A 22,128-nucleotide genomic window follows, 5' to 3' on the forward strand; every position below is an offset into this window, starting at 1 on the left:
CGGCGAGACGAATGGCGCCCGGCATTCATGCTACTCCCGATGCCATCGGCCCGGTCGGAAGCACGGCTTCCCGCGGCTCAGGGTCGCCGGCGCCGCCTCCACACCCACCCGTAGGCGAGCACGTTCACCACGAGCACGATCCCGGCAAGCACATACTGGATCTCCTGCGTCAGGCCGGCGGGGTAGATCACCGGCAGCAGGTAATGCTCGATGAAGCCGCCATCGTATCCCGCCTCCCCGGCTGCGCGGCGCAGGCTGTTCTCCAGCGGCGTCAGCGGGCACAGACCGCCGCTGAGCTCGATGTACACGCCCCAGGCGGCGGCCGGCAGATGCAGCCAGGGCGCCCGCCGCCAGCGCAGCGCGAGCAGGCCGCCGAGCAGCACGAACACGATGAAGGCCAGATGCAGCAGCAGCACGGCGTCGGCGGCGATGCGATGGAGCATGTGCGCGCCTCCATGAACGAAAAACCCGGCGCGCGGCCGGGTCGGGGTGCGAGAGCGGGTGCAGGACGGCGCTCATCCCGGCGCGCGCGGCGCACCCGCGCAGCAGGCTCAGCCGACGATGGTCTGCGCCTCGCCCTCGCGACGGCTGTCGATGCGGCCGATGCGATACACCGTCTCGCCCGCGGCTTCGAGCTTCGCCACCACCGCCTCCGCGTCGGCCGCGGCCACCACCACCGCCATGCCGATCCCGCAGTTGAACACGCGGTACATCTCCTGCATGTCGACCTTGCCTTCCTGCTGCAGCCACTGGAACAGCGGCGGCAGCGTCCAGCTCGCGGCATCGATGCGCGCGGTGAGTTCGTCGCGCAGGATGCGCGGCACGTTCTCGGTGATGCCGCCACCGGTGATGTGGGCCATGCCCTTCACCACGCCCGGCATCGCCTGCATCACCGCCAGCAAGGGCTTGACGTAGATGCGGGTGGGCTCCATGACCACGTCGCGGAACGGACGGCCGTGGAAGGGCGCGTCCATGTCGGCGCCGGCGCGCTCGATGATCTTGCGGATCAGCGAGTAGCCGTTGGAGTGCGCGCCGCTCGAGGCCAGGCCGAGCACCACGTCGCCGGGGACGATCTTGCTGCCGTCGATGATGTCGGCCTTCTCCACCGCACCGACGGCAAAGCCGGCGAGGTCGTATTCGCCCGCCGGGTACATGCCGGGCATCTCGGCTGTCTCGCCGCCGATCAGCGCGCAGCCGGCGAGCTCGCAGCCGCGCGCAATGCCGCTGACCACGTCGGCCGCCGCATCCACCTCGAGCTTGCCGCAGGCGAAGTAATCGAGGAAGAACAGCGGCTCGGCACCCTGCACCAGGATGTCGTTGACGCTCATCGCCACCAGGTCCTGGCCGACGGTGTCGTGCTTGTTGAGCTGGAAGGCGAGCTTGAGCTTGGTGCCGACGCCGTCGGTGCCGGACACCAGCACCGGCTCCTTGTACTTTTTCGACAGCTCGAACAGCGCGCCGAAGCCGCCGATGCCACCCAGCACCTCGGGGCGCATGGTGCGCTTGGCGAGCGGCTTGATGCGGTCGACCAGGGCGTCGCCGGCGTCGATGTCGACGCCTGCGTCGCGGTAGGAGAGCGGGGTCTGGGGGTCAAGGGGGGCGGGATGATGGTCGCTCAAGATCGTTCCTCTGGGCTCGCTGGATACAGGACTGAGTACTGCGTTGGATGCTGGACGCTGCACTCGACGGCGGCCGCCGCGCGACCGAACGCGCTTGAGGCCGCAACGCCAAGTGGCTACATTTACGGGTTTCGCGGGCGCCAAGCCCCGCGCCAAGTCCGCGATTTTACTTGAAATGACCGCTCCCCGCGCCCACCGCCTGCAAACCGTCGCCTGGACCACGGCCGGCCTCGCCTTTGCGGTGCTGTTCTGGCTGCTCGGGCCGATCCTCACCCCCTTCGTGATCGCCGCGGTGTTCGCCTACATCTGCGACCCGGCGGTCAACTGGATGGTGGCGCGGCGGGTACCACGCCCGCTCGCCGTGCTGCTGGTGATCATCGCACTCGGCCTCGCCCTGGTCGCGCTGGCGCTGATCCTGGTACCGATGGTGTATCGCGAGGGCGTGCTGCTGGTGCGCCGACTGCCCGACCTGGTCGAGATGTTCAACGCACAGGTGTCGCCGCTGCTGATGGCGCGACTGGGCATCGACCTGCAACTGGACGCCGCGCAGTTCCGCCAGCTCATCGCGGAGAACTGGACCAGCGCGCAGGACATCGTGCCGATCGTGCTCGGCCACCTCAAGGCCGGGGGCATGGCGTTGCTCGGTCTCGTCGCCAACCTGTTCCTGATTCCGCTGGTGATGTTCTACCTGCTGCAGGAGTGGCCACGCATCCTCGACGAACTCCAGCGCATCGTGCCGCGCCCGTGGCTGGAGCGGACCATGCGCATCATCGGCGACATCGACTCGGTGATGTCCGAGTTCCTGCGCGGCCAGCTCTCGGTGATGCTGATCCTGGCGGTGTTCTACAGCCTCGGGCTGTGGTTCGCCGGGCTGAACTTCGCGCTGCCGGTGGGCGTGCTTACCGGCCTGCTCGTATTCATCCCCTACGTCGGCTTCGGTGGCGGACTGATCCTCGCCATCCTCGCCGCGCTGCTGCAGGCGGAGGGCTGGCCGCCGCTGGTGGGCGTGGCGGTGGTGTATGGGCTCGGCCAGCTGGTCGAGAGCTTCCTGCTCACCCCCTACCTGGTCGGCGAGCGCATCGGCCTCCATCCGCTCGCGGTGATCTTCGCGCTGATGGCCTTCGGCCAGTTGTTCGGCTTCGTCGGCGTGCTGGTGGCGCTGCCGGTGAGCGCCGCCCTGCTCGTCGGCCTGCGCGAAATGCGCGGTGCCTGGCTCGCCAGCCCGGTGTATCTCGGCAAGGACGGGCACGCCGCCGCGGATGACGTGAAGCAATGAAGCAGCTCGTCCTCGACATCCGCCCCGACGCACCGCCGACGCTGGAGAACTTCGTCGCCGGCGCCAACGCCGAGCTCGTCGCCATCGTGTCGCTGCTCGCCGCGCCGGCCACGGCCGCGCAGCTGCCCACCCGCCACCTCTACCTGTGGGGCGGCGCCGGCAGCGGCCGCAGCCACCTGCTGCGCGCGGCCGCCACCATGGCGCGCGCCGCCGGACGGCCTGCGCACCTGCTCGCCGCCGCGGACATCGACGACGGCCTGCCCGAGACCGCCGACGCCCTGCTCGCAATCGACGACGTCGACCAGCTCGGCGCCGAGGCCCAGATCGCGCTCTTCAATGCCTTCAACCGTTCCCGCATCAACGGCCAGTCGCTGCTGCTGTCGGGGCCTGCCGCGCCGCTCGCGCTGCAGCTGCGCGAGGACCTGCGCACGCGCATCGGCCAGAGCCTGATCTACGAGGTGCAGGCGCTCGACGACGCCTCGCGCGCCGCCATCCTCGCCACCCTGGCCGAGCGTCGCGGGCTGCGCCTGGCCGATGAGGTGGTCGATTTCCTCCTGCGCCATGGCCGCCGCGAGCTCTCCAGCCTGCTCGCCGTGCTCGACGCGCTCGACGCCGCCTCGCTCGAACACAAGCGCCCGATCACCCTGCCGCTGCTGCGCGAGATGATCCAGCGCGGGCTGGAAATCTGAACTGCCGGAGCGGGCGCCGGCGCGTGCCGGCCCCGTCCCGATATCCCGACTCAACCCGGAGCCACAACCGTGAACCTCGTCCTCTTCGACCTCGACAACACCCTCCTCGCCGGTGACTCCGACTTCGCCTGGGCACAATTCCTCATCGGCAAGGGCGTGCTCGACCGCGAGGTGCAGGAATCGAAGAACGTCCAGTTCTACGAGCAGTACAAGGCGGGCACGCTCGACATCTTCGAGTTCCTCGACTTCCAGCTCGCCCCGCTCGCCCGCCACCCGCGCGCGCAGCTCGACGCCTGGCACGAGGAGTTCATGGACCTGTCGGTGCGGCCGATGATCACCGCCAAGTCCCGGGCGCTGGTGCAGCAGCACCTCGACAGCGGCGCGCTGGTCGCCGTGGTCACCGCCACCAACGCCTTCGTGACCGGCCCGATCGTGCGCGAGTTCGGCATCCCGCACCTGGTCGCCACCATCCCGGCGCAGGAAGGCGGCGCCTTCACCGGCAAGCCGCGCGGCATGCCGGCCTTCAAGGCGGGCAAGATCGAGCGCGTGGACAACTGGCTGGAATCACTCGGCCTGCACCTGGGCAGCTTCGCGCGCAGCTGGTTCTACAGCGACTCGCACAACGACCTGCCGCTGATGGGCCGCGTCACCGACCCGATCGCGGTCGACCCGGACGACACCCTTCGCGCCCACGCCCAGGCAGAGGGCTGGCCGGTCATCTCGCTGCGCTGACCCCGGCAGGCGGTGCTCGGGCGCGCGCGCTCGAGCCTTGCGCCGTGCTCGATCGCCCGCGTGAAAGCCGTCCCCGCACCGCGCCCGGGCGAACGCATCGGTTATCATTGCGCACTTATGCAAGCACGACTCCTCTCCCGATGATCCGCAAGCTGCTGCGCAAGGTCTTCAAGCGCCCGGCCACCTCCGCACGCCACGAACCCGCCCTCATTCCCGTCGAACGCCACGGCGTGCGCCGCGACCAACTCTCGCCCGCGGCGCGCAAGGTGTGCGCGGTGCTGCAGGAAAAGGGCTTCAAGGCCTTCGTCGTCGGCGGCGCGGTACGCGACCTGCTGATCGGTCAGCCGCCCAAGGACTATGACGTCGCCACCAGCGCCACACCCGAGGAAGTGCGTGCCGCCTTCCGCCGGTCGCGCATCATCGGCCGTCGCTTCAAGATCGTTCACGTCATGAGCGGGCCGGAGACGATCGAGGTCTCCACCTTCCGCGCCAGCCAGGATGCGGAGAGCGCGGAGACCGACGAGCACGGCCGCGTGCTGCGCGACAACGTTTTCGGCAACCAGGAAGAAGACGCCACCCGGCGCGACTTCACGGTCAACGCCCTGTACTACGACCCCGGCACCGAGACCATCGTGGACTACCACCACGGCGTCGCCGACATCCAGCAGAAAACGCTGCGCATGATCGGCGATCCGCGCACGCGCTACCGCGAGGACCCGGTGCGCATGCTGCGCGCGGTGCGCCTGGCCGCCAAGCTGGGGCTGACCATCGACCCCGCGGCGCGCCAGCCGATCCGCGAGATGGGACCGCTGCTCGAGAACGTGCCCGCGGCGCGGCTGTTCGACGAGATGCTGAAGCTGCTGTTCTCCGGCCACTCGATGAAGTGCCTGCAGCAGTTGCGCGCCGAAGGCCTGCACCACGGCCTGCTGCCGCTGCTCGACGTGATCCTCGAGCAGCCGATGGGCGAGCGCTTCGTCACCCTGGCACTGGAAAACACCGACGAACGCGTGCGCCAGGACAAGTCGGTGTCGCCCGGCTTCCTGTTCTCCACGCTGCTGTGGCATGAGGTGCTCAAGACCTGGGAGCAGAAGACGGCCGCCGGCGAGCACAGCCAGCCGGCGCTGTTCGAGGCGATGGACGAGGTGCTCGACGCGCAGGCGGGCAAGCTCGCGATCACCCGCCGCATCGCCGGCGACATCAAGGACATCTGGGCCTTGCAGCCGCGCTTCGACAAGCGCGTCGGCAAGACCCCCTACCGCCTGATCGAGCAGCCCCGCTATCGGGCCGGCTGGGACTTCCTGCGCCTGCGTGCGCAGGCGGGCGAGATCCCGATGGAGATCGTCGACTGGTGGGACCGCTTCGCCCACGCCGGCCACGACGAGCGCGAGGCGCTGATCCGCCAGGCGCCGGCCGAAACCGCACCGGCGGCCAAGAAACGCCGCCGCCGCAAGCGCAAGCCCGCGGGCGTGGCGGGCGACGCCGTGCCGGCGCCAGACCACGCCTGAACGCTGCGTTCGACGCGTCCGGCCAGACCTGCCCATGCCAAGCACCGTGCGTGCCTTCGTCGCCTTCGGCGCCAATCTCGGCGACCCCGCCGCCGCTTTCGCACTGGCGCTGGAGCGCCTTGCCGCGCTGCCGGATACGCGCGTTGTCGCGCAGTCGTCGCTGTACCGCACGGCGCCGATCGGGGTCGACGGGCAGCCCGACTACATCAACGCGGTGATCGGGCTCGACACCGCGCTCGGCGCGCGCTCGCTGCTCGACGCCCTGCTCGCCATCGAACGCGAGGGGGGACGGCGGCGGGACTTCCACATGGCGCCGCGCACGATGGACCTCGACCTGCTGCTCTTCGGCGAAGAGGTGATCGACGAACCCGGCTTGCAGGTGCCGCACCCCCGCATGCATGTGCGCGCCTTCACCCTCCGGCCGCTGGCCGAGATCGCGCCGGACACGGTCATACCTGGCAAGGGCAATGCGGCCAGCCTGCTGCCCACGGTCGCGGACCAGGCGATCGAACGCATCGCCCCTGCGGGGCCCGATGCCCGCCGCCGCTGACGGCCGCGGACAATCGACACCGTACGCCCCCGCCCCCCACGCGCTCCGCCCGCCATGCCCGCCTGGCTCCAGCCCGCCACCAGCACCTTCACCGCCAGCCCGGTCTGGCTGCAGACCGCGCTGCTGCTCACCGCCTCCAACGTCTTCATGACCTTCGCCTGGTACGGGCATCTGAAGAACATGCAGGGCAAGGCGTGGTACATGGCGGCACTGGTGAGCTGGGGGATCGCGCTCTTCGAGTATCTGCTGCAGGTTCCGGCCAACCGTATCGGCGCCACCGCGCTCAGCCTCGCCCAGCTGAAGATCATGCAGGAGGTCATCACCCTGCTGGTGTTCATCCCCTTCGTCGTGCTCTACATGAAGCAGCCGATCAAGCTTGACTATCTGTGGGCGGCCTTGTGTATGCTCGGCGCGGTCTATTTCATCTTCCGCAGCTAGCGCGGAGCAGTCATCGGGAGCAGCCACGGATGCTGGACAAGGCTCACTACATCGTCGTGGAAGGTCCGATCGGCGCCGGCAAGACTTCGCTGGCGCGGCGACTCGCCGAGCGCCTGCAGGCCGAGCCCCTGTTCGAACAGGCCGAGAGCAACCCCTTCCTCAACCGTTTCTACCAGCAGCCCGAACGCTGGGCGATGGCCACCCAGCTGTCCTTCCTGTTCCAGCGCATCGACCAGCTCGCCAGTCTGGGGCCGGTCGGCCCGGAACGCCGGGTGGTGGCGGACTTCCTGATGGACAAGGACAGCCTGTTCGCCGAGCAGAACCTGTCGCCGGACGAGCTCGTGCTCTACCGCCGCATCCACGAGGGCCTGCGTCCCGCCGCGCCACCGCGCCCGGATCTGGTGATCTACCTGCAGGCGCGCCCCGAGGCGTTGATGGAGCGCATCCGCAAGCGCGGCCTGGACGCGGAGCGCCGCATCACCGAGTCCTACCTCCAGCAGGTGGCCGACCGCTACACGCGCTACTTTTACCAGTACGAGGCCGCGCCGCTGTTCATCGTCGATTCCGGCCAGCTCAATCCGGTCGATCGCGACGAGGACTTCGAGCTTCTGCTCGAGCGCCTGAGAGAAATGCGCAGCTACCGGGAGTTCTTCGGCTACTCGGGGTAAACCCCTAGCGATCTCCCCATGCCGATTGGGGGCAACACACTTGTGCAATGCACCAGTTTGGTGAACACTGCGCCCTCCCTTCAGGAGCGTCGAATGAGCTATCTCCAGGACCAGAAGCCCGTCACCCTCTTCGAACTCGGCAAGATGCGCGCCGAGGGCCGCAAGATCGCGATGCTGACCGCCTACGACGCCAGCTTCGCCGCCCTCCTCGGGCGCGCCGGCGTCGATGCCATCCTCATCGGCGACTCGCTCGGCAACGTGCTGCAGGGACAGAAATCCACCCTGCCCGTGACGCTCGAGCAGATGGCCTACCACACCGAGTGCGTGGCGCGCGCCGGTGCGCGGCCGCTCATCCTCACCGACATGCCCTTCGGCAGCTACCACGAGAACCGCGAGCAGGCGATGCGCAACGCCACCCGCCTGATGGCGGCCGGTGCGCAGATGGTGAAGCTCGAAGGCGGCGCATTCATGGCCGATACCGTTCATTTCCTCGTCGAGCGTGGGGTGCCGGTGTGCGCCCACATCGGCCTGACGCCGCAGGCGGTGCACCAGCTCGGTGGCTATCGGGTGCAGGGCCGCAGCGACGAAGGCGCCGCCCGTCTCAAGGCCGACGCGCTCGCGCTGGAGCAGGCCGGCGCCGCGCTCATGGTGATGGAAATGGTGCCGGCCGCGCTCGCCGGCGAGATCACCGCCAGCCTGAAGACGATGGCCACCATCGGCATCGGCGCCGGCGCGGACTGCGACGGCCAGGTGCTCGTGCTGCACGACATGCTCGGCATCTTCCCGGGCAAGACCGCGCGCTTCGTACGCAACTTCATGGACGGCGCGGCGAGCATCGAGGAAGCCGTGACCCGCTATGCAGCCGCGGTCAAGGACGGCAGCTTCCCTGCCGCCGAGCACTGCTACTGAGACACGGAAACGCGCCAGCAGCCCTTCCCTGCCGTCCCGACAACCCCGACCGCCACCATGCAGATCCACGACACCATCGAAAGCCTGCGCGCCGCGCGCGCCCGTGCCGGCAAGGTCGCCTTCGTTCCCACCATGGGCAACCTGCACGAGGGCCACATCGCCCTCATGCGTCAGGCCGGCGAACATGCCGACTGCGTGATCGCCAGCATCTTCGTCAACCGCCTGCAATTCGGCGCCGGCGAGGACTTCGACCGCTACCCGCGCACCTTCGCCGCCGACTGCGAGAAGCTGCAGGCCGCCGGCGTCGCACATGTGTTCGCGCCCGACGAGAGCGTGATGTATCCGCAGCCGCAGCGCTACCACGTCGAGCCCGCCCCCGCGCAGGTTTCGATCCTCGAGGGCGAGTTCCGCCCCGGTCATTTCCGCGGCGTCGCCACCGTTGTCTTGAAGCTGCTCAACATCGTGCAGCCCGACTTCGCGCTGTTCGGCAAGAAGGACTACCAGCAGCTCATGGTGCTGTCGAACATGGTGCGCGAGATGGCGGTGCCGGTCGAGGTCATCCCGGGCGAGACCGTGCGCGCCGGAGACGGCCTGGCGCTGTCCTCGCGCAACGGCTACCTGAGCGCCGACGAACGCGCCCGCGCACCGCTGCTCCACCGCTTGCTGAACCGGATCGCCGCCGCGGTGCGGGCGGGCGATCACGACCTGCTGAAACTCGAGACCGACGCCGTGGCCGAGCTGCGCGCAGCCGGCTGGGAGCCCGACTACGTGGCCGTGCGCCGCCGTGCCGACCTGCAGCCGCCCATGCAGATGGACGACCCGCTGGTGGTGCTCGCGGCGGCCAAACTGGGCCGAACGCGCCTGATCGACAATCTGGAGATCTGAACGCCGCCCTGGGTCAGGGTTCGCCCGCCCTTGCATCGGCACGCGGTTCTGGTTAAAAACCAGACAACTCAAGAATAAAGACCGCCACACTCCGTGGCGCGCAGCTCAACGACGAAGGGGGAGAAGGACGATGATGACGACCGTGAAGCAGATCCTGGAGCAGAAAGGCTCCGCTTTCCATGCGGTACGGCCGACCGACTCGGTGTTCGACGCGCTGTCGCTGATGGCGCAGTTCGACATCGGCTGCGTGCTGGTCACCGAGAACGACAAGCTGGTCGGCATCTTCACCGAACGCGACTACGCGCGGAAGGTGGTACTCAAGGGCCTGGTGTCGCGCGACGTCAAGGTGGGCGACCTGATGACGCATGCGCCCTACACGGTGGGACTCTCGGGCACGGCCGACGACCTGATGGCGACGATGACCGCGAAGCGTTTTCGCCACATCCCGGTGGTCGAGGATGGCAAGGTGCTCGGCATCGTGACCATCGGCGACATGGTCAAGTCCATCGTCAGCCAGCAGGAAAAGACGATCAAGCAGCTCGAGAGCTACATCGCCGGCGATCTCGCCGCCGAGTGATCGCGTACCCGCCCCTGAGGCGGGTATCGGAAGACAGGAAAGCGCACGGCGCCGGGTCACGACGAAAGTCGGCCCGGCGCCCTTGCATTCGGACTCAGGCTAGAGCGCCTTGCCGACGACCTCGGCGACGTCCGCGGAGAGCCCCGGCGCCGCGAGCACGCGTTCGAGCTGGGGCCGGATGCTCGCCTGCAGCGCCGGGGTGAAGCGCCGCCAGTTCTCCAGCGCGCGCGCCATGCGGGCGGCCACCTGCGGATTCTTCGCGTCGAGCGCGATCACCTGGTCGGCCCAGAAGGCGTGGCCGCTCCCGTCGGCGGCGTGGAACTCGCCCGGGTTGGCGCGGAAGAAGGTGCCGAGCAGCGCATAGACCTTGTTCGGGTTCGACAGGCTGAATGCCGGATCGCTGAGCAGCACCTGCACGCGCGCAAGCGTGGGCTCGCCGTCGTCGCTCCAGCGCCAGGCGCCGGCCTGCAGGGCGAACCACTTGTCGAGCACCAGGGCGTCGTCGCGGTGGCGGTCGTGAAACGCGAGCAGCGCGGCGGTGCGCGCCGGGCTCGCGCTCTGCACCAGCGCGGCGAGCGCACCGAAGCGCTCGGTCATGTTGGTGGCGGCGGCAAAGCGCGCCTCGGCCCGCGCCAATCCCTCGCCCACGTCGGCGGCGGCAAGGTAGCGTAGCGCAAGATTGACCAGCGCGCGGCGCCCGGCATCGCCCGGGTGGTAGCGGTAAGGGCCGGGCACGTGCAAGGTGTCGGCCACGCGCATCCAGTCGGCAGCGAGCGTGAGTCCGAGCGCGCGCATCATGCGCACGAGGGCGTCGCGCAGAGCCAGGGGGTCGGCCGGCGACATGCGTTCGAGCAGGTAAGCCTCACCGGGCAGCGCGAGTGCCTGGGCGCGGAAGGCCGGGTCGAGCGCGTCATCGTTGAGCAGCGCACGGAAGGCGTCGACGAAGGCCGCGGGCACCGTCGCCGCGGGCTCGGCCGCGAGCGCGAGCGCCACGCGCTCGGCGTAGCGCTGTGCGGCATCCCAGCGGTTGAAGGGATCGGCATCGTGCGCCATGCGAAAGGCAAGGCGGGCGTCATCCTCGTCGACTTCCAGGATCACCGGTGCCGAGAAACCCCGCAGCAGGGACGGCACCGGCTCGCCCGCGAGACCGACGAAGCGGAACACCTGCACGTCCTCGGTGAGCTTGAGCACGCGGGTGCTGGCGCCGGGCTGAGCCTCGCCCTCGAGCTGCAGCGGCTGGTCGCGACCGTCGGGGCCGATCAGACCGACCGCGACCGGGATCACCAGCGGCAACTTCACGTGCTGGCCCGGGGTGGCCGGCGTGTGCTGGGCCAGAGTCAGGGTGAAACTGCCGTCGGCGCCATTCCATTGCCCGTCGGCCTTCACGCGCGGCGTTCCGGCCTGGCTGTACCAGCGCATGAACTGATCGAGGTCGAAGCCGTTGTTGGCCTCGGACATCGCCTCGACGAAGTCGTCGCAGGTCACCGCCTGGCCGTCGAAATAGCTGAAGTAGAGATCCATGCCGTTGCGAAAGCCTTCCTGCCCGAGCAGGGTATGCAGCATGCGGATGACCTCGGCCCCCTTCTCGTACACCGTCGCGGTGTAGAAGTTGTTGATCTCCTGGTAGCTGTCGGGGCGGATCGGATGCGCCATCGGCCCGCCGTCCTCGGGGAACTGTGCGGCGCGCAGCACGCGCACGTCGTCGATGCGCTTGACCGCGCGCGCCGAAGCCGCGCCCTCGGGGCCGGCGGCGCGCGCCAGCATGTCGGCGGAGAACTGCTGATCGCGGAAGACCGTGAGGCCTTCCTTGAGCGTGAGCTGGAACCAGTCGCGGCAGGTGACCCGGTTGCCCGTCCAGTTGTGGAAGTACTCGTGCGCGACCACGCTCTCGACGTTCTCGTAGTCGACATCGGTGGCGGTGTCGGGCTTGGCGAGGATGAACTTGGTGTTGAAGATGTTCAGCCCCTTGTTCTCCATCGCGCCCATGTTGAAGTCGGCCACGGCGACGATCATGAAGCGGTCGAGATCGAGCTCGAGGCCGAAGGCCTCTTCGTCCCAGCGCATCGAATGCACCAGCGAGTCCATCGCATGCTCGACGCGATCGAGATTGCCCGCCTCCACCCACACCTGCAGCAGCACCTCGCGGCCGGACATCGTCTTCACGGTGCGCTCGAGCGCGACCAGCTTCGCCGCGACCAGCGCGAACAGGTAAGAGGGCTTGGGGAAGGGATCCTCCCACTTCGCGTAGTGGCGACCCTCGGGCAGTACGCCCTGGTCGATCAGGTTGCCGTTGGAGAGCAGCACCGGGCAGGCCTCGCGGTCGGCTTCCAGCGTGACGGTGTAGCGCGCCATCACGTCGGGGCGGTCGGGGAAGCAGGTGATGCGGCGGAACCCCTCGGCCTCGCACTGGGTGAAGAAGCCGCCGTTGGACAGGTAGAGGCCCGACAGCGTAGTGTTGGCGCGCGGGTTGATGCGGGTGACGACCTCGACCGTCGCCGCGTCACCGTCGACGTCGATCTCGAGCACGCCCGCCGTCTCCCGAATCACGCCGGGCGCCTCGCCGTCCACGGTCAGCGCGACGCGCTCGAGCGCCTCGCTCCACAGCCGGAGCGGCCCTTCGCCTGCGCCCGGGTTGCGCACGCAACGCATGCGGTTGGTGACGAGCGTGGCCTCCGCATCGAGGCGGAAATGCAGGTCGACGGTCTCCACCGTCCACGGCAGGGGTTGGTAGTCGGCACGCTGGATCGTTGGGGCATGTTCGGTTTTCATTGGTTCTCCATCCGCGCCGCGACGGCGCGACAAGTCCGCGAGTGTACGCCGGCGCGGCCTGCGGCGCCCAGTTCACTCCGTGGGGCGCGAGGCGGCGCTCCAGTGCCTCGTCAGGCGCCTACGCGATCGGCCACCAGAACGTCGGCGACGGATTGGGCGAGGATGTGCTTGGTGACGCTACCGAGCAGCATCTCGCCGATCAAGCCCTGGCCGCGCTTGCCGATCACGATCAGGTCGCAGTCCTGTGCCTGCTCGTGCTCGAGCAGCTGCATGCTCGCCTCGCCATGGACCACGATTCGGCGCACGCGGGTCTGATCGCCCCCGGCTTCGGCGACCAGGTCGTTCATCTTCGCCGTGGCTTCGCGACGCGCGCTGACCCGCAGTCCGGACAGCGCGCTCTCCTCGACCCCGGCGTAGCGGAGCTTGCCTTCGAACGGCACCTCGAAGGCGTGCACGAGCACGTATTCGGCCTGCGGCGCCACGCGTTGGGCAAGACGCAGCGCGTCGAGCGAGCGCGGCGAGAAATCCACCGGCACGAGCACGCGGCGGTAGGGCTCATGCGCCATCTGCTTGACGACCAGCAGCGGACGCGTGCATTTGCGCAGCACGCGCTCGGTGGTCGAGCCGATCAGCAGCTCGCGCACGAAACCGGCGCCCCGCGCACCCATGACCAGCAAGTCGGCGTCGATCGCGTCCGCATGGCTGGCGATCTCGTTCAGCACGTTGCCCACGACCAGGTGCAGTTCGGACCTCACGCCCTGGCGCTCCTCGATCTCCAGTGCGAGCGCAGCGACCTCCTCGCGCACCTCGTCGAGCAGCTTCTGCTGCAGCTCGCCCGCACCCGCATCGATCAGGTGGCGCAAGACGTCGAGCGCACCGACATTGACCACGTGCTGAAGCGCAAGCCGGGCGCCCAGCTCGCGGGCGACCATCGCGGCACGCACCACGGCATGGCGCGCAATCGGCGACAGGTCGGTCGGAGCCAGAATGGTGCGGACGGGGGTCATCGTTCACTCTCCTTGACTGAGGGCGCGGATTGGGTGGACGCGTCGGGATCGTCCCGGTGCACGTCCTCGAAGGCGATCTCCGCGGCAAAGCTGCGCGCGGCGTAGTCGGCCGCATCGTTGAAGGGGTTGAGCACACGCTCGACGCCCGCGGCGCACAGCGCCTCGGCGTGCAGATCGTCGCGCACCACACCGGCAATCCGGCCCTTGAAGCCGGCCTCCTTGAGCGCGCTGAGGAAGGCGCGGTTGGACTCCCATTGCGGGAAGGTGGTGATCGCCCAGCGTGCGTGCGCGAGCGGCAGCGACTCGAGGAAGCTCGGATCCTCTCCGTCGCCGAAGCGCACCGGCTGGCGCAGCTTGTGCAGGTCGCGGACCGTCTCGGGGTCGAAGTCCACGCCCAGCACCTCGATGCCGGCACCACGCAACTGGCGCATCAGCCGCGCGCCGTAGCGACCGAGACCGAAGATGATGATGTCGGGCTGACCGGCTGGCCGCCCCTGGCCCTCGACCGCGAGCTCGCGGAACGGCCGCTTGCGCTCGAACACCTCCAGCAGCGGCGCGAGGCGCTCGTAGAGAGGATGCGAGAACAGGATCATGTAGGTCGACACCATGATCGTCACCAGGCCGACCAGCGTGGTGAGCCCGAGCGCGCCGACGCCGACGTGGCCGAGCGATATGCCCATGGCGACGAATACGATCGAGAACTCGCTGATCTGCGCCACCGTGAGCCCGGCGAGAAAACCCGTCCTCTTCCGGTAGCCCATGTAACCCATGATCGCCATCACGATCAGCGGGTTGCCGACCAGCACGAACAGGGACAGCACCATCGCCGGCCAGAGCTCGCCGCCCAGCGTGGAGAAATCGAGCTTGGCGCCGAGATCGACGAAGAAAAACAGGAGCATGAAGTCGCGGATGCCGGTGAGGCGCGCGTTCATCGCCTCGCGGTAGCTCGTCGAGGCGAGCGAGAAACCCGCCATGAAGGCGCCGGCCTCCTTGCTGAAGCCCGCCCATTCGCCGAGCGCAGCGAGGCCGGTTCCCCAGGCGATGGCGAAGATCAGCAGCAGCTCCTGCGAGCGCGCCATCGCCTCGACCACGCGCGGCAGGACGAAGCGCATCAGCAGGTACATCAGCGCGCCCGCCGCCAGCAAGCGCATCACCAGCGAGCCGGCGACCTCGATCACGGCCGCATCGCCCGCACCGCGCAACGCGCTCATCGCCATCATCGCCAGCACCACGGCGACGTCCTGCACGATCAGGAAACCCACCGCGATGCGCCCGTGCAGGGAATCGAGCTCGCGCTTGTCCGACAGCAGCTTGACGATGATGATCGTGCTGGAGAAGGTGAGCGCCACGGCCACGTAGAGCGCCTCCATGACGTCCTTGCCCATCACCAGGATCAGGAGGAAGCCGAACACGATGGTGAAGCCGAGCTGGCCCAGGCCGGTCGCCAGCGCCACCGGGCCGATGTGGCGGATGTGATGCAGGTCGAGCTTGAGGCCGACGACGAACAACAGCACGGTGACGCCGATCTCGGCAAGGAGGGCGACCTGGTCGTGGGCCTTGACGATGCCGAATACCGCCGGGCCGACGAGGATGCCGACGAGGATGTAGGCGATCAGCACGGGCTGGCGAAGGCGCACCGCCACCGCCCCGGCCACCGCCGAGATGATCAGCAGCACGGCGAACTCGGCGTATGGCCCATGGGCCAGACTGTCGGCCATCAGCGCCTCCAGATCACAGGATTAAAGGCGGTTCGGACAAGCTCCACGACGCGCTGGTTCAGCGGGCGCCGCCACCGGCCGTGAGCCGACGCGGGCGCCGCGAGGCCGCCCCGCCCCTGCCAGCGGGCCGAGACCCGCCAGCGCGGTCGTGTCAGCTCTTCCGGGGCGCAGGCAGCAGCACGATGCAGGTGCCCGCCAGGCGATCGTGCAGGAACTGGCGGTCGCGATCAACCAGCGCCCATAGCAAGCCGAAACCGCATAGCAGCACCGACGGCCAGGCGAGCACGTAGCGCAGCAGGCTGCGGCGAAGGCTGGCAGCACGGCCATCGGTCGCGTCCACGATCTTCAGGCGCCAGGTCTGCATCGCCAGCGTCTGGCCACCCCGCCGCCAGTACCAGATGAAATAAGCGCCGACCACCACGAAGACGTGGATCCACAGCACCCAGCCGGGTGGAGTCAGTCCGGCCGCCGCCCCGAGGATCAGGTAGGGGACGAGAAAGGTCAGCGCGAGCACGCCCAGCAGAAGCATCGACTCGTAGAGCATCGACGCGAGCCGACGGCGCAGGCCGGCGAGTTCGGCGACCGGCCGCGAAGCATCGGCTGCGCCCAGCGCCGGCGATGAGGGGGATTCGGCCTGCGCCTGCGGAGCCGTGCCGGCCCTGCTCGTCCTGCGGGTCATGAGTTATTCCGGAAAAATTCGCGCGCGTGTTTCGAGCGCATGGAGTGCGACCGGGTGAGCACGATCTGCGCGCAGAGGGCCCGCAAGAAGGCCCGGGACAAGACAACACCTCCCTGGCGCCGAGCACGCCGGCGGCGAGCGATCGCGCAGCGACCGCGGTGCGCGCCACCGGCCTCAGCCTTGACCAAAACACCGCCCGCCGGTAACGTTCTGCGTTTATTCAAACCCCTATTGACGAGCGAGTTCGCGATGGTGCTGTCCGGAGCCGAAATTGTAATCAGGTGCCTTCAGGAAGAAAAGGTCGAGTATGTCTTCGGTTATCCGGGTGGCGCGGTCCTTTTCCTGTACGACGCACTCTTCCAGCAGGACCAGGTTCGCCACGTGCTGGTGCGTCATGAACAGGCCGCGGTGCATGCCGCGGACGGCTTCGCGCGCAGCACCGAGAAGGTCGGCGTCGCGCTGGTGACTTCCGGCCCGGGCGCGACCAACGCCGTCACCGGCATCGCCACCGCCTACTGCGATTCGATCCCGATGGTGATCATCTCGGGTCAGGTGCCCACCGCGGCGATCGGCCAGGACGCCTTCCAGGAAGTGGATACGGTCGGCATCACCCGGCCGTGCGTGAAGCACAACTTCCTGGTCAAGGACGTGCGTGACATCGCGTCGACGATGAAGAAGGCCTTCTACCTCGCACGCACCGGCCGCCCCGGCCCGGTGCTGGTCGACATTCCCAAGGACGTGTCGATGCAGCGCTGCGAGTTCGAGTATCCGAAAGAGATCTCGATGCGCTCGTACAACCCGGTGGTCAAGGGCCACTCGGGCCAGATCAAGAAGGCGGTGCAGCTGCTGCTCGAGGCCAAGCGCCCGATGATCTACACCGGCGGCGGCGTGGTGCTCGCCAACGCGGCGGCCCAGCTCACCAAGCTCACCCGCCTGCTCGGCTACCCGATCACCAACACCCTGATGGGCCTGGGCGGCTACCCGTCGACCGACCGCCAGTTCCTCGGCATGCCGGGCATGCACGGCACCTTCGAGGCGAACATGGCGATGCACTACTCCGACGTGCTGCTCGCCGTCGGCGCGCGCTTCGACGACCGCGTGATCGGCAACCCGGCGCACTTCGCAGAAGAGCCGCGCAAGATCATCCATGTGGACATCGACCCTTCGTCGATCTCCAAGCGCGTGCGCGTCGACGTGCCGATCGTCGGCGACGTCAAGGAAGTGCTCGACGAGATGATCCGCCAGCTCGAGGCCGGAGAGGCGCGCCCCAACCCGGACGCGCTTGCCGCGTGGTGGAAGCAGGTCGACGAATGGCGCAGCCGCCGCTGCATGGTGTACAAGAACTCGGACGAGATCATCAAGCCGCAGTTCGTGGTGCAGAAGCTGTGGGAGGTGACCGGCGGCGACGCCATCGTCACCTCGGACGTGGGCCAGCACCAGATGTGGGCCGCGCAGTACTACGGCTTCGACAAGCCGCGGCGCTGGCTCAACTCCGGCGGCCTGGGAACGATGGGCGTGGGCCTGCCCTACGCGATGGGCGCCAAGCTCGCCAACCCCGACATGCAGGTCGCCTGCGTGACCGGCGAGGCCTCGATCCAGATGAACATCCAGGAGCTGTCCACCTGCAGGCAGTTCCGCCTCCCGATCAAGATCTGCAATCTCAACAACCGCTACCTGGGCATGGTGCGCCAGTGGCAGGAGCTCTTCCACGGCGGGCGTTACTCCGAGTCCTACATGGACTCCCTGCCCGACTTCGCCAAGCTGGCCGAGTCCTATGGCCACGTCGGCATCCGTGTTGACAGGCCGGCCGACGTCGAAGGTGCGCTGCGCGAGGCCTTCACCACCTACAAGAACGAGCTCGTGTTCCTCGACTTCCAGATCGATGCCACCGAGAACGTCTATCCGATGGTGCAGGGCGGCAAGGGTCTCACCGAGATGATCCTGTCGGCCGAAGACCTCTGATCGCCACCCACCGATTGCGGAACACATCACCATGCGTCACGTCATTTCCCTCCTGATCGAAAACGAATCCGGCGCGCTGTCGCGCGTCTCCGGCCTGTTCTCGGCCCGCGGCTACAACATCGAGTCGCTGACCGTCGCGCCGACCGAAGACTTGTCGATGTCGCGGATGACCATCGTCACCACCGGCTCGGACGAGATCATCGAGCAGATCACCAAACAGCTGAACAAGCTGGTCGAGGTCGTCAAGGTCGTCGACATCTCCGAGGCCGCCCACATCGAGCGCGAGCTCATGCTCGTCAAGCTGCGCGCCACCGGCAAGGACCGCGAGGAGGTCAAGCGCACCGCCGACATCTTCCGCGCCCGCATCATCGACGTCACCGATGCCTCCTACGTCGTCGAGCTGACCGGCAACCAGACCAAGCTCGACGCCTTCATCGGCGCCATCGACCCGGCGCTGATCCTCGAGACCGTGCGCTCGGGCGTCTGCGGCATCGGCCGCGGCGACCGCGTGCTCAAGGTCTGAACCTCCAGGCTCTCAGCCACCCTCCCCGCTCCACATCCCGATCCAAAGGAAGAACATGAAGGTTTACTACGACAAGGACGCCGACCTCTCGCTGATCAAGGGCAAGCAGGTCACCATCGTCGGCTACGGCTCCCAGGGCCACGCCCACGCCCAGAACCTGCGCGACTCCGGCGTGAATGTCACCGTCGGCCTGCGCAAGGGCGGCAGCTCCTGGTCCAAGGCCGAGGCCGCCGGCCTCACCGTGAAGGAAATCGGCGAAGCCGTGAAGGGCGCCGACGTGGTCATGATCCTGCTGCCGGACGAGACCGCGCCCCAGGTCTACCGCGAGGACATCGAGCCGAACATCAAGAAGGGTGCCGTGCTCGCGTTCGCCCATGGCTTCAACGTGCACTACAACCAGATCGTGCCGCGCGAGGACCTCGACGTGATCATGGTCGCGCCCAAGGGCCCCGGCCACACCGTGCGTTCCGAGTACCTGCGCGGGGGCGGCGTGCCCACCCTGATCGCGATCTACCAGGACCGCTCGGGCAAGGCCAAGGACATCGCCCTGTCGTACTCGGCGGCCAACGGCGGCACCAAGGGCGGCGTGATCGAGACCAACTTCCGCGAAGAGACCGAGACCGACCTCTTCGGCGAGCAGGCCGTGCTGTGCGGCGGCGCCGTCGAGCTGGTCAAGATGGGCTTCGAGACCCTGGTGGAAGCCGGTTACGCGCCCGAGATGGCCTACTTCGAGTGCCTGCACGAGCTCAAGCTGATCGTCGACCTGATGTACGAGGGCGGCATCGCCAACATGAACTACTCGATCTCGAACAACGCCGAGTACGGCGAGTACGTGACCGGCCCCGAGGTCATCAACGAGCAGTCGCGCGCCGCCATGCGCAACGCGCTCAAGCGCATCCAGACCGGCGAGTACGCCAAGATGTTCATCCTCGAGGGCAAGACCAACTACCCGAGCATGACCGCCTACCGCCGCCTGAACGCCGACCACCAGATCGAGAAGGTCGGTTCGCAGCTGCGCGACATGATGCCGTGGATCAAGGCCAAGGCCCTGGTCGACAAGTCGAAGAACTGATCGACACTGGCTCCCGCCGCAAGGCCGGCCCCGCACCCGCGGCGCCGGCCTTTTCATTTCGGCGCGCCCTCGGGCACGCGGATCGCCGCCCTTCCGGTGCGCTAGAATGGGCGCTCGCAACCGATGGAGGCGTTCGTCAACGTGCCCCAAAACGAATACACCCCGCCGCCCCTGACCGACAAGCGGCGCCGCGGCATCTACATCCTGCCGAACCTGTTCACCACCGCCGCGCTGTTCGCCGGTTTCTACGCCATCGTGCAGGCGATGAACGACCGCTTCGAATACGCTGCGGTGGCCATCTTCGTCGCCATGGTGCTCGACGGCCTCGACGGCCGCATCGCCCGCCTCACCCACACCCAGAGCGAGTTCGGAGCCGAGTACGACTCGCTCTCCGACATGGTGTCCTTCGGCGCCGCACCCGCACTGGTCATGTACGAGTGGGCGCTGCAGGACCTGGGCAAGTTCGGCTGGATCGCGGCCTTCATCTACTGCGCCGGAGCGGCGCTGCGCCTCGCCCGCTTCAACACCAACATCGACGTCGTCGACAAGCGCTACTTCCAGGGCCTGCCCAGCCCGGCCGCCGCCGCACTCGTGGCCGGCATGGTGTGGGTCGGCATCGACAACGGCTTCAGCGGCGATGAGCTGCGCTGGTACGCCGCGGCGCTGACGATCTTCGCCGGCGTATCGATGGTCAGCAACGTGCTGTTCTGGAGCGGCAAGAGCATCAACCTCAGGAAGAGCGTGCCCTTCATCGTGCTGATCGCGCTGGTGCTGGCATTCGCGCTCATTTCCAGTTACCCGCCGGGGATCCTGTTCGGCCTCTTCCTGGTCTACGCGGCGTCGGGCTACGTGGTCGCCGCGCTGCGCTGGCGCAAGCGCAAGCTCGGACGACCCGATCAGCACGCAGCCGCCTCGTCGGCCGCTGCATCGGAGGACGAGGCCGACATCCCCGCCGCGCCCGCACAGGGCACTTCATCCGACCCCGGGAGCAAGCCATGAAAGACAAGCTGATCATTTTCGACACCACCTTGCGCGACGGCGAACAGAGCCCGGGCGCGTCGATGACCCGCGACGAGAAGCTGCGCATCGCGCGCCAGCTCGAGCGCATGCGGGTGGACGTCATCGAGGCCGGCTTTGCCGCCGCCTCCAATGGCGATTTCGAGGCAGTGCGCTCGATCGCCGAGGCGATCAAGGAATCCACCGTCTGCTCGCTGGCACGCGCCAACGAGCACGACATCCGCCGCGCCGGCGAGGCCATCCGCCCGGCGGCGCGCGGGCGCATCCACACCTTCATCGCCACCAGCCCGATCCACATGGAGAAGAAGCTGCGCATGACACCCGACCAGGTCGTCGAGCAGGCGGTGAAGGCGATCGGCTGGGCGCGCGAATACACCGACGATGTCGAGTTCTCCGCCGAGGACGCAGGCCGCTCCGAGATCGACTTCCTGGTGCGCATCTTCGAGGCGGTGATCGACGCCGGCGCGAAGACGATCAACGTCCCCGACACCGTCGGCTACAACGTGCCCGAGCAGTTCGCCGCCACCGTGCGCACCCTGATCGAGCGCGTGCCCAACGCCGACAAGGTGGTGTGGTCAGTCCACTGCCACAACGACCTCGGCCTCGCCGTGGCCAACTCGCTCGCCGCAGTGCGTGCGGGCGCCCGCCAGGTCGAGTGCACGATCAACGGCCTCGGCGAGCGCGCCGGCAACGCCTCGCTCGAGGAAATCGTCATGGCGGTGCGCACCCGCGCCGACATCTTCCCGGTCGAGACCGGCATCGAGACCACCCAGATCGTGCCCGCCTCCAAGCTGGTGTCGCAGATCACCGGTTATCCCGTGCAGCCTAACAAGGCCATCGTCGGCGCCAACGCCTTCGCCCACGAGTCCGGCATTCACCAGGATGGCGTGCTCAAGCACCGCGAGACCTACGAGATCATGCGCGCCGAAGACGTCGGCTGGGGCGCCAACAAGCTGGTACTGGGCAAGCTCTCGGGACGCAACGCATTCCGTGCCCGCCTGCTGGAGCTCGGCATCGAGATCGAGAGCGAGGAGCATCTCAACCAGGCCTTTGCCCGCTTCAAGGAGCTCGCTGACCGCAAATCGGAGATCTTCGACGAAGACCTCACCGCGCTGATGCGCGACGAGGCGGTGACGCCGGCCCCCGAGCAGTACCGTCTCGTGTCGACCCGCTTCCACTCCGAAACCGGCGAGACGCCCGTTGCCGAAATCACGCTGTCGATCGGCGGTGCCGAGAAGCACGCGCGAGCCAACGGCTCGGGTCCGGTGGACGCCGCCTTCAAGGCAATCGAGACGGTCGCCACGACGGGCAGCGAATTGCTGCTCTACTCGGTCAATGCGATCACCAGCGGCACCGACGCCCAGGGCGAGGTCACCGTTCGCCTGTCGCGCGACGGTCGTGTGATGGACGGCCAGGGGGCCGACACCGACATCATCGTCGCCTCGGCCAAGGCCTACCTGAACGCGCTGAACAAGCTGCACGTGGGCGCCGAGCGCCTCAATCCCCAGGTCTGACCCCGAACGGAACGACGGG

The 22,128-nt window shown here is 68.1% G+C and carries 21 protein-coding genes; 15 read left to right on the forward strand and 6 right to left on the reverse strand.

Annotation, left to right across the window (positions count from 1 at the left end):
- Positions 1-77: 77 nt before the first annotated feature.
- Complete coding sequence (locus AAG895_RS12640) at positions 78-443, reverse strand: DUF2784 domain-containing protein (RefSeq protein WP_345792360.1); 366 nt, start codon at positions 441-443, stop codon at positions 78-80.
- 108 nt (positions 444-551) lie between these two features.
- Positions 552-1,619, reverse strand: coding sequence for a phosphoribosylformylglycinamidine cyclo-ligase (gene purM / locus AAG895_RS12645; protein ID WP_345792361.1), 1,068 nt, complete (start codon positions 1,617-1,619; stop codon positions 552-554).
- A 175-nt stretch (positions 1,620-1,794) separates the two neighbouring features.
- Between purM and AAG895_RS12650 the strand changes: the two genes are divergently transcribed.
- From AAG895_RS12650 to AAG895_RS12695, 10 genes are all read left to right on the forward strand, one after another.
- A complete protein-coding gene (locus AAG895_RS12650; RefSeq protein WP_345792362.1) occupies positions 1,795-2,895 on the forward strand; it encodes an AI-2E family transporter in 1,101 nt (366 codons plus the stop codon).
- Complete coding sequence (hda, locus tag AAG895_RS12655; protein WP_345792363.1) at positions 2,892-3,584, forward strand: DnaA regulatory inactivator Hda; 693 nt, start codon at positions 2,892-2,894, stop codon at positions 3,582-3,584. The genes AAG895_RS12650 and hda overlap by 4 nt, the downstream gene beginning before the upstream one ends.
- Before the next feature lie 69 nt (positions 3,585-3,653).
- The gene (locus AAG895_RS12660) at positions 3,654-4,316 is read left to right on the forward strand and encodes an HAD-IB family hydrolase (protein ID WP_345792364.1); all 663 of its coding nucleotides are present in this window, start codon (positions 3,654-3,656) and stop codon (positions 4,314-4,316) included.
- 140 nt (positions 4,317-4,456) lie between these two features.
- A complete protein-coding gene (pcnB, locus tag AAG895_RS12665; protein ID WP_345792365.1) occupies positions 4,457-5,821 on the forward strand; it encodes a polynucleotide adenylyltransferase PcnB in 1,365 nt (454 codons plus the stop codon).
- A 34-nt stretch (positions 5,822-5,855) separates the two neighbouring features.
- The gene (gene folK / locus AAG895_RS12670; RefSeq protein ID WP_345792366.1) at positions 5,856-6,371 is read left to right on the forward strand and encodes a 2-amino-4-hydroxy-6-hydroxymethyldihydropteridine diphosphokinase; all 516 of its coding nucleotides are present in this window, start codon (positions 5,856-5,858) and stop codon (positions 6,369-6,371) included.
- Between the two features lie 54 nt (positions 6,372-6,425).
- Positions 6,426-6,809, forward strand: a complete 384-nt coding sequence (locus tag AAG895_RS12675) for a DMT family protein (protein WP_345792367.1) — start codon at positions 6,426-6,428, stop codon at positions 6,807-6,809.
- Positions 6,810-6,838: 29 nt separating this feature from the next.
- Positions 6,839-7,477, forward strand: coding sequence for a deoxynucleoside kinase (locus AAG895_RS12680; RefSeq protein ID WP_345792368.1), 639 nt, complete (start codon positions 6,839-6,841; stop codon positions 7,475-7,477).
- A gap of 93 nt (positions 7,478-7,570) precedes the next feature.
- Positions 7,571-8,386, forward strand: a complete 816-nt coding sequence (gene panB, locus AAG895_RS12685; protein WP_345792369.1) for a 3-methyl-2-oxobutanoate hydroxymethyltransferase — start codon at positions 7,571-7,573, stop codon at positions 8,384-8,386.
- Between the two features lie 57 nt (positions 8,387-8,443).
- On the forward strand, positions 8,444-9,271 hold the full coding sequence (panC, locus tag AAG895_RS12690; RefSeq protein WP_345792370.1) for a pantoate--beta-alanine ligase: 828 nt from the start codon (positions 8,444-8,446) through the stop codon (positions 9,269-9,271).
- A gap of 130 nt (positions 9,272-9,401) precedes the next feature.
- On the forward strand, positions 9,402-9,848 hold the full coding sequence (locus AAG895_RS12695) for a CBS domain-containing protein (protein ID WP_345792371.1): 447 nt from the start codon (positions 9,402-9,404) through the stop codon (positions 9,846-9,848).
- Between the two features lie 99 nt (positions 9,849-9,947).
- Here AAG895_RS12695 and pepN read toward each other — a convergent pair whose 3' ends face one another.
- The 4 genes from pepN to AAG895_RS12715 form a co-directional block, all read right to left on the reverse strand.
- Positions 9,948-12,617 carry an aminopeptidase N gene (gene pepN / locus AAG895_RS12700; RefSeq protein WP_345792372.1) on the reverse strand — a complete coding sequence of 890 codons (2,670 nt, stop codon included), beginning with the start codon at positions 12,615-12,617 and terminating at the stop codon, positions 9,948-9,950.
- Between the two features lie 110 nt (positions 12,618-12,727).
- Entirely contained in the window at positions 12,728-13,624 is an 897-nt protein-coding gene (locus AAG895_RS12705; RefSeq protein WP_345792373.1) for a universal stress protein, read from the reverse strand.
- Positions 13,621-15,342 carry a cation:proton antiporter family protein gene (locus tag AAG895_RS12710; protein WP_345792374.1) on the reverse strand — a complete coding sequence of 574 codons (1,722 nt, stop codon included), beginning with the start codon at positions 15,340-15,342 and terminating at the stop codon, positions 13,621-13,623. The genes AAG895_RS12705 and AAG895_RS12710 overlap by 4 nt, the downstream gene beginning before the upstream one ends.
- Before the next feature lie 151 nt (positions 15,343-15,493).
- Positions 15,494-16,021, reverse strand: coding sequence for an RDD family protein (locus tag AAG895_RS12715; RefSeq protein ID WP_345792375.1), 528 nt, complete (start codon positions 16,019-16,021; stop codon positions 15,494-15,496).
- Positions 16,022-16,270: 249 nt separating this feature from the next.
- Here AAG895_RS12715 and AAG895_RS12720 point away from each other — a divergent pair, with 249 nt between their 5' ends.
- The 5 genes from AAG895_RS12720 (at position 16,271) to AAG895_RS12740 (ending at position 22,109) form a co-directional block, all read left to right on the forward strand.
- Positions 16,271-17,983 carry an acetolactate synthase 3 catalytic subunit gene (locus AAG895_RS12720; protein WP_345792376.1) on the forward strand — a complete coding sequence of 571 codons (1,713 nt, stop codon included), beginning with the start codon at positions 16,271-16,273 and terminating at the stop codon, positions 17,981-17,983.
- A gap of 31 nt (positions 17,984-18,014) precedes the next feature.
- On the forward strand, positions 18,015-18,506 hold the full coding sequence (gene ilvN, locus AAG895_RS12725) for an acetolactate synthase small subunit (protein ID WP_345792377.1): 492 nt from the start codon (positions 18,015-18,017) through the stop codon (positions 18,504-18,506).
- Between the two features lie 55 nt (positions 18,507-18,561).
- Positions 18,562-19,578: a ketol-acid reductoisomerase gene (gene ilvC, locus AAG895_RS12730; RefSeq protein ID WP_345792378.1), complete on the forward strand. Its 1,017-nt coding sequence runs from the start codon at positions 18,562-18,564 to the stop codon at positions 19,576-19,578.
- Positions 19,579-19,749: 171 nt separating this feature from the next.
- The gene (pssA, locus tag AAG895_RS12735) at positions 19,750-20,577 is read left to right on the forward strand and encodes a CDP-diacylglycerol--serine O-phosphatidyltransferase (RefSeq protein WP_345795289.1); all 828 of its coding nucleotides are present in this window, start codon (positions 19,750-19,752) and stop codon (positions 20,575-20,577) included.
- Entirely contained in the window at positions 20,574-22,109 is a 1,536-nt protein-coding gene (locus tag AAG895_RS12740; protein ID WP_345792379.1) for a 2-isopropylmalate synthase, read from the forward strand. Before pssA ends, AAG895_RS12740 begins: the two co-directional genes overlap by 4 nt.
- Positions 22,110-22,128: the final 19 nt, after the last annotated feature.

Origin of the sequence: Thauera sp. JM12B12 (assembly GCF_039614725.1) — a bacterium.
GTDB lineage: Bacteria > Pseudomonadota > Gammaproteobacteria > Burkholderiales > Rhodocyclaceae > Thauera.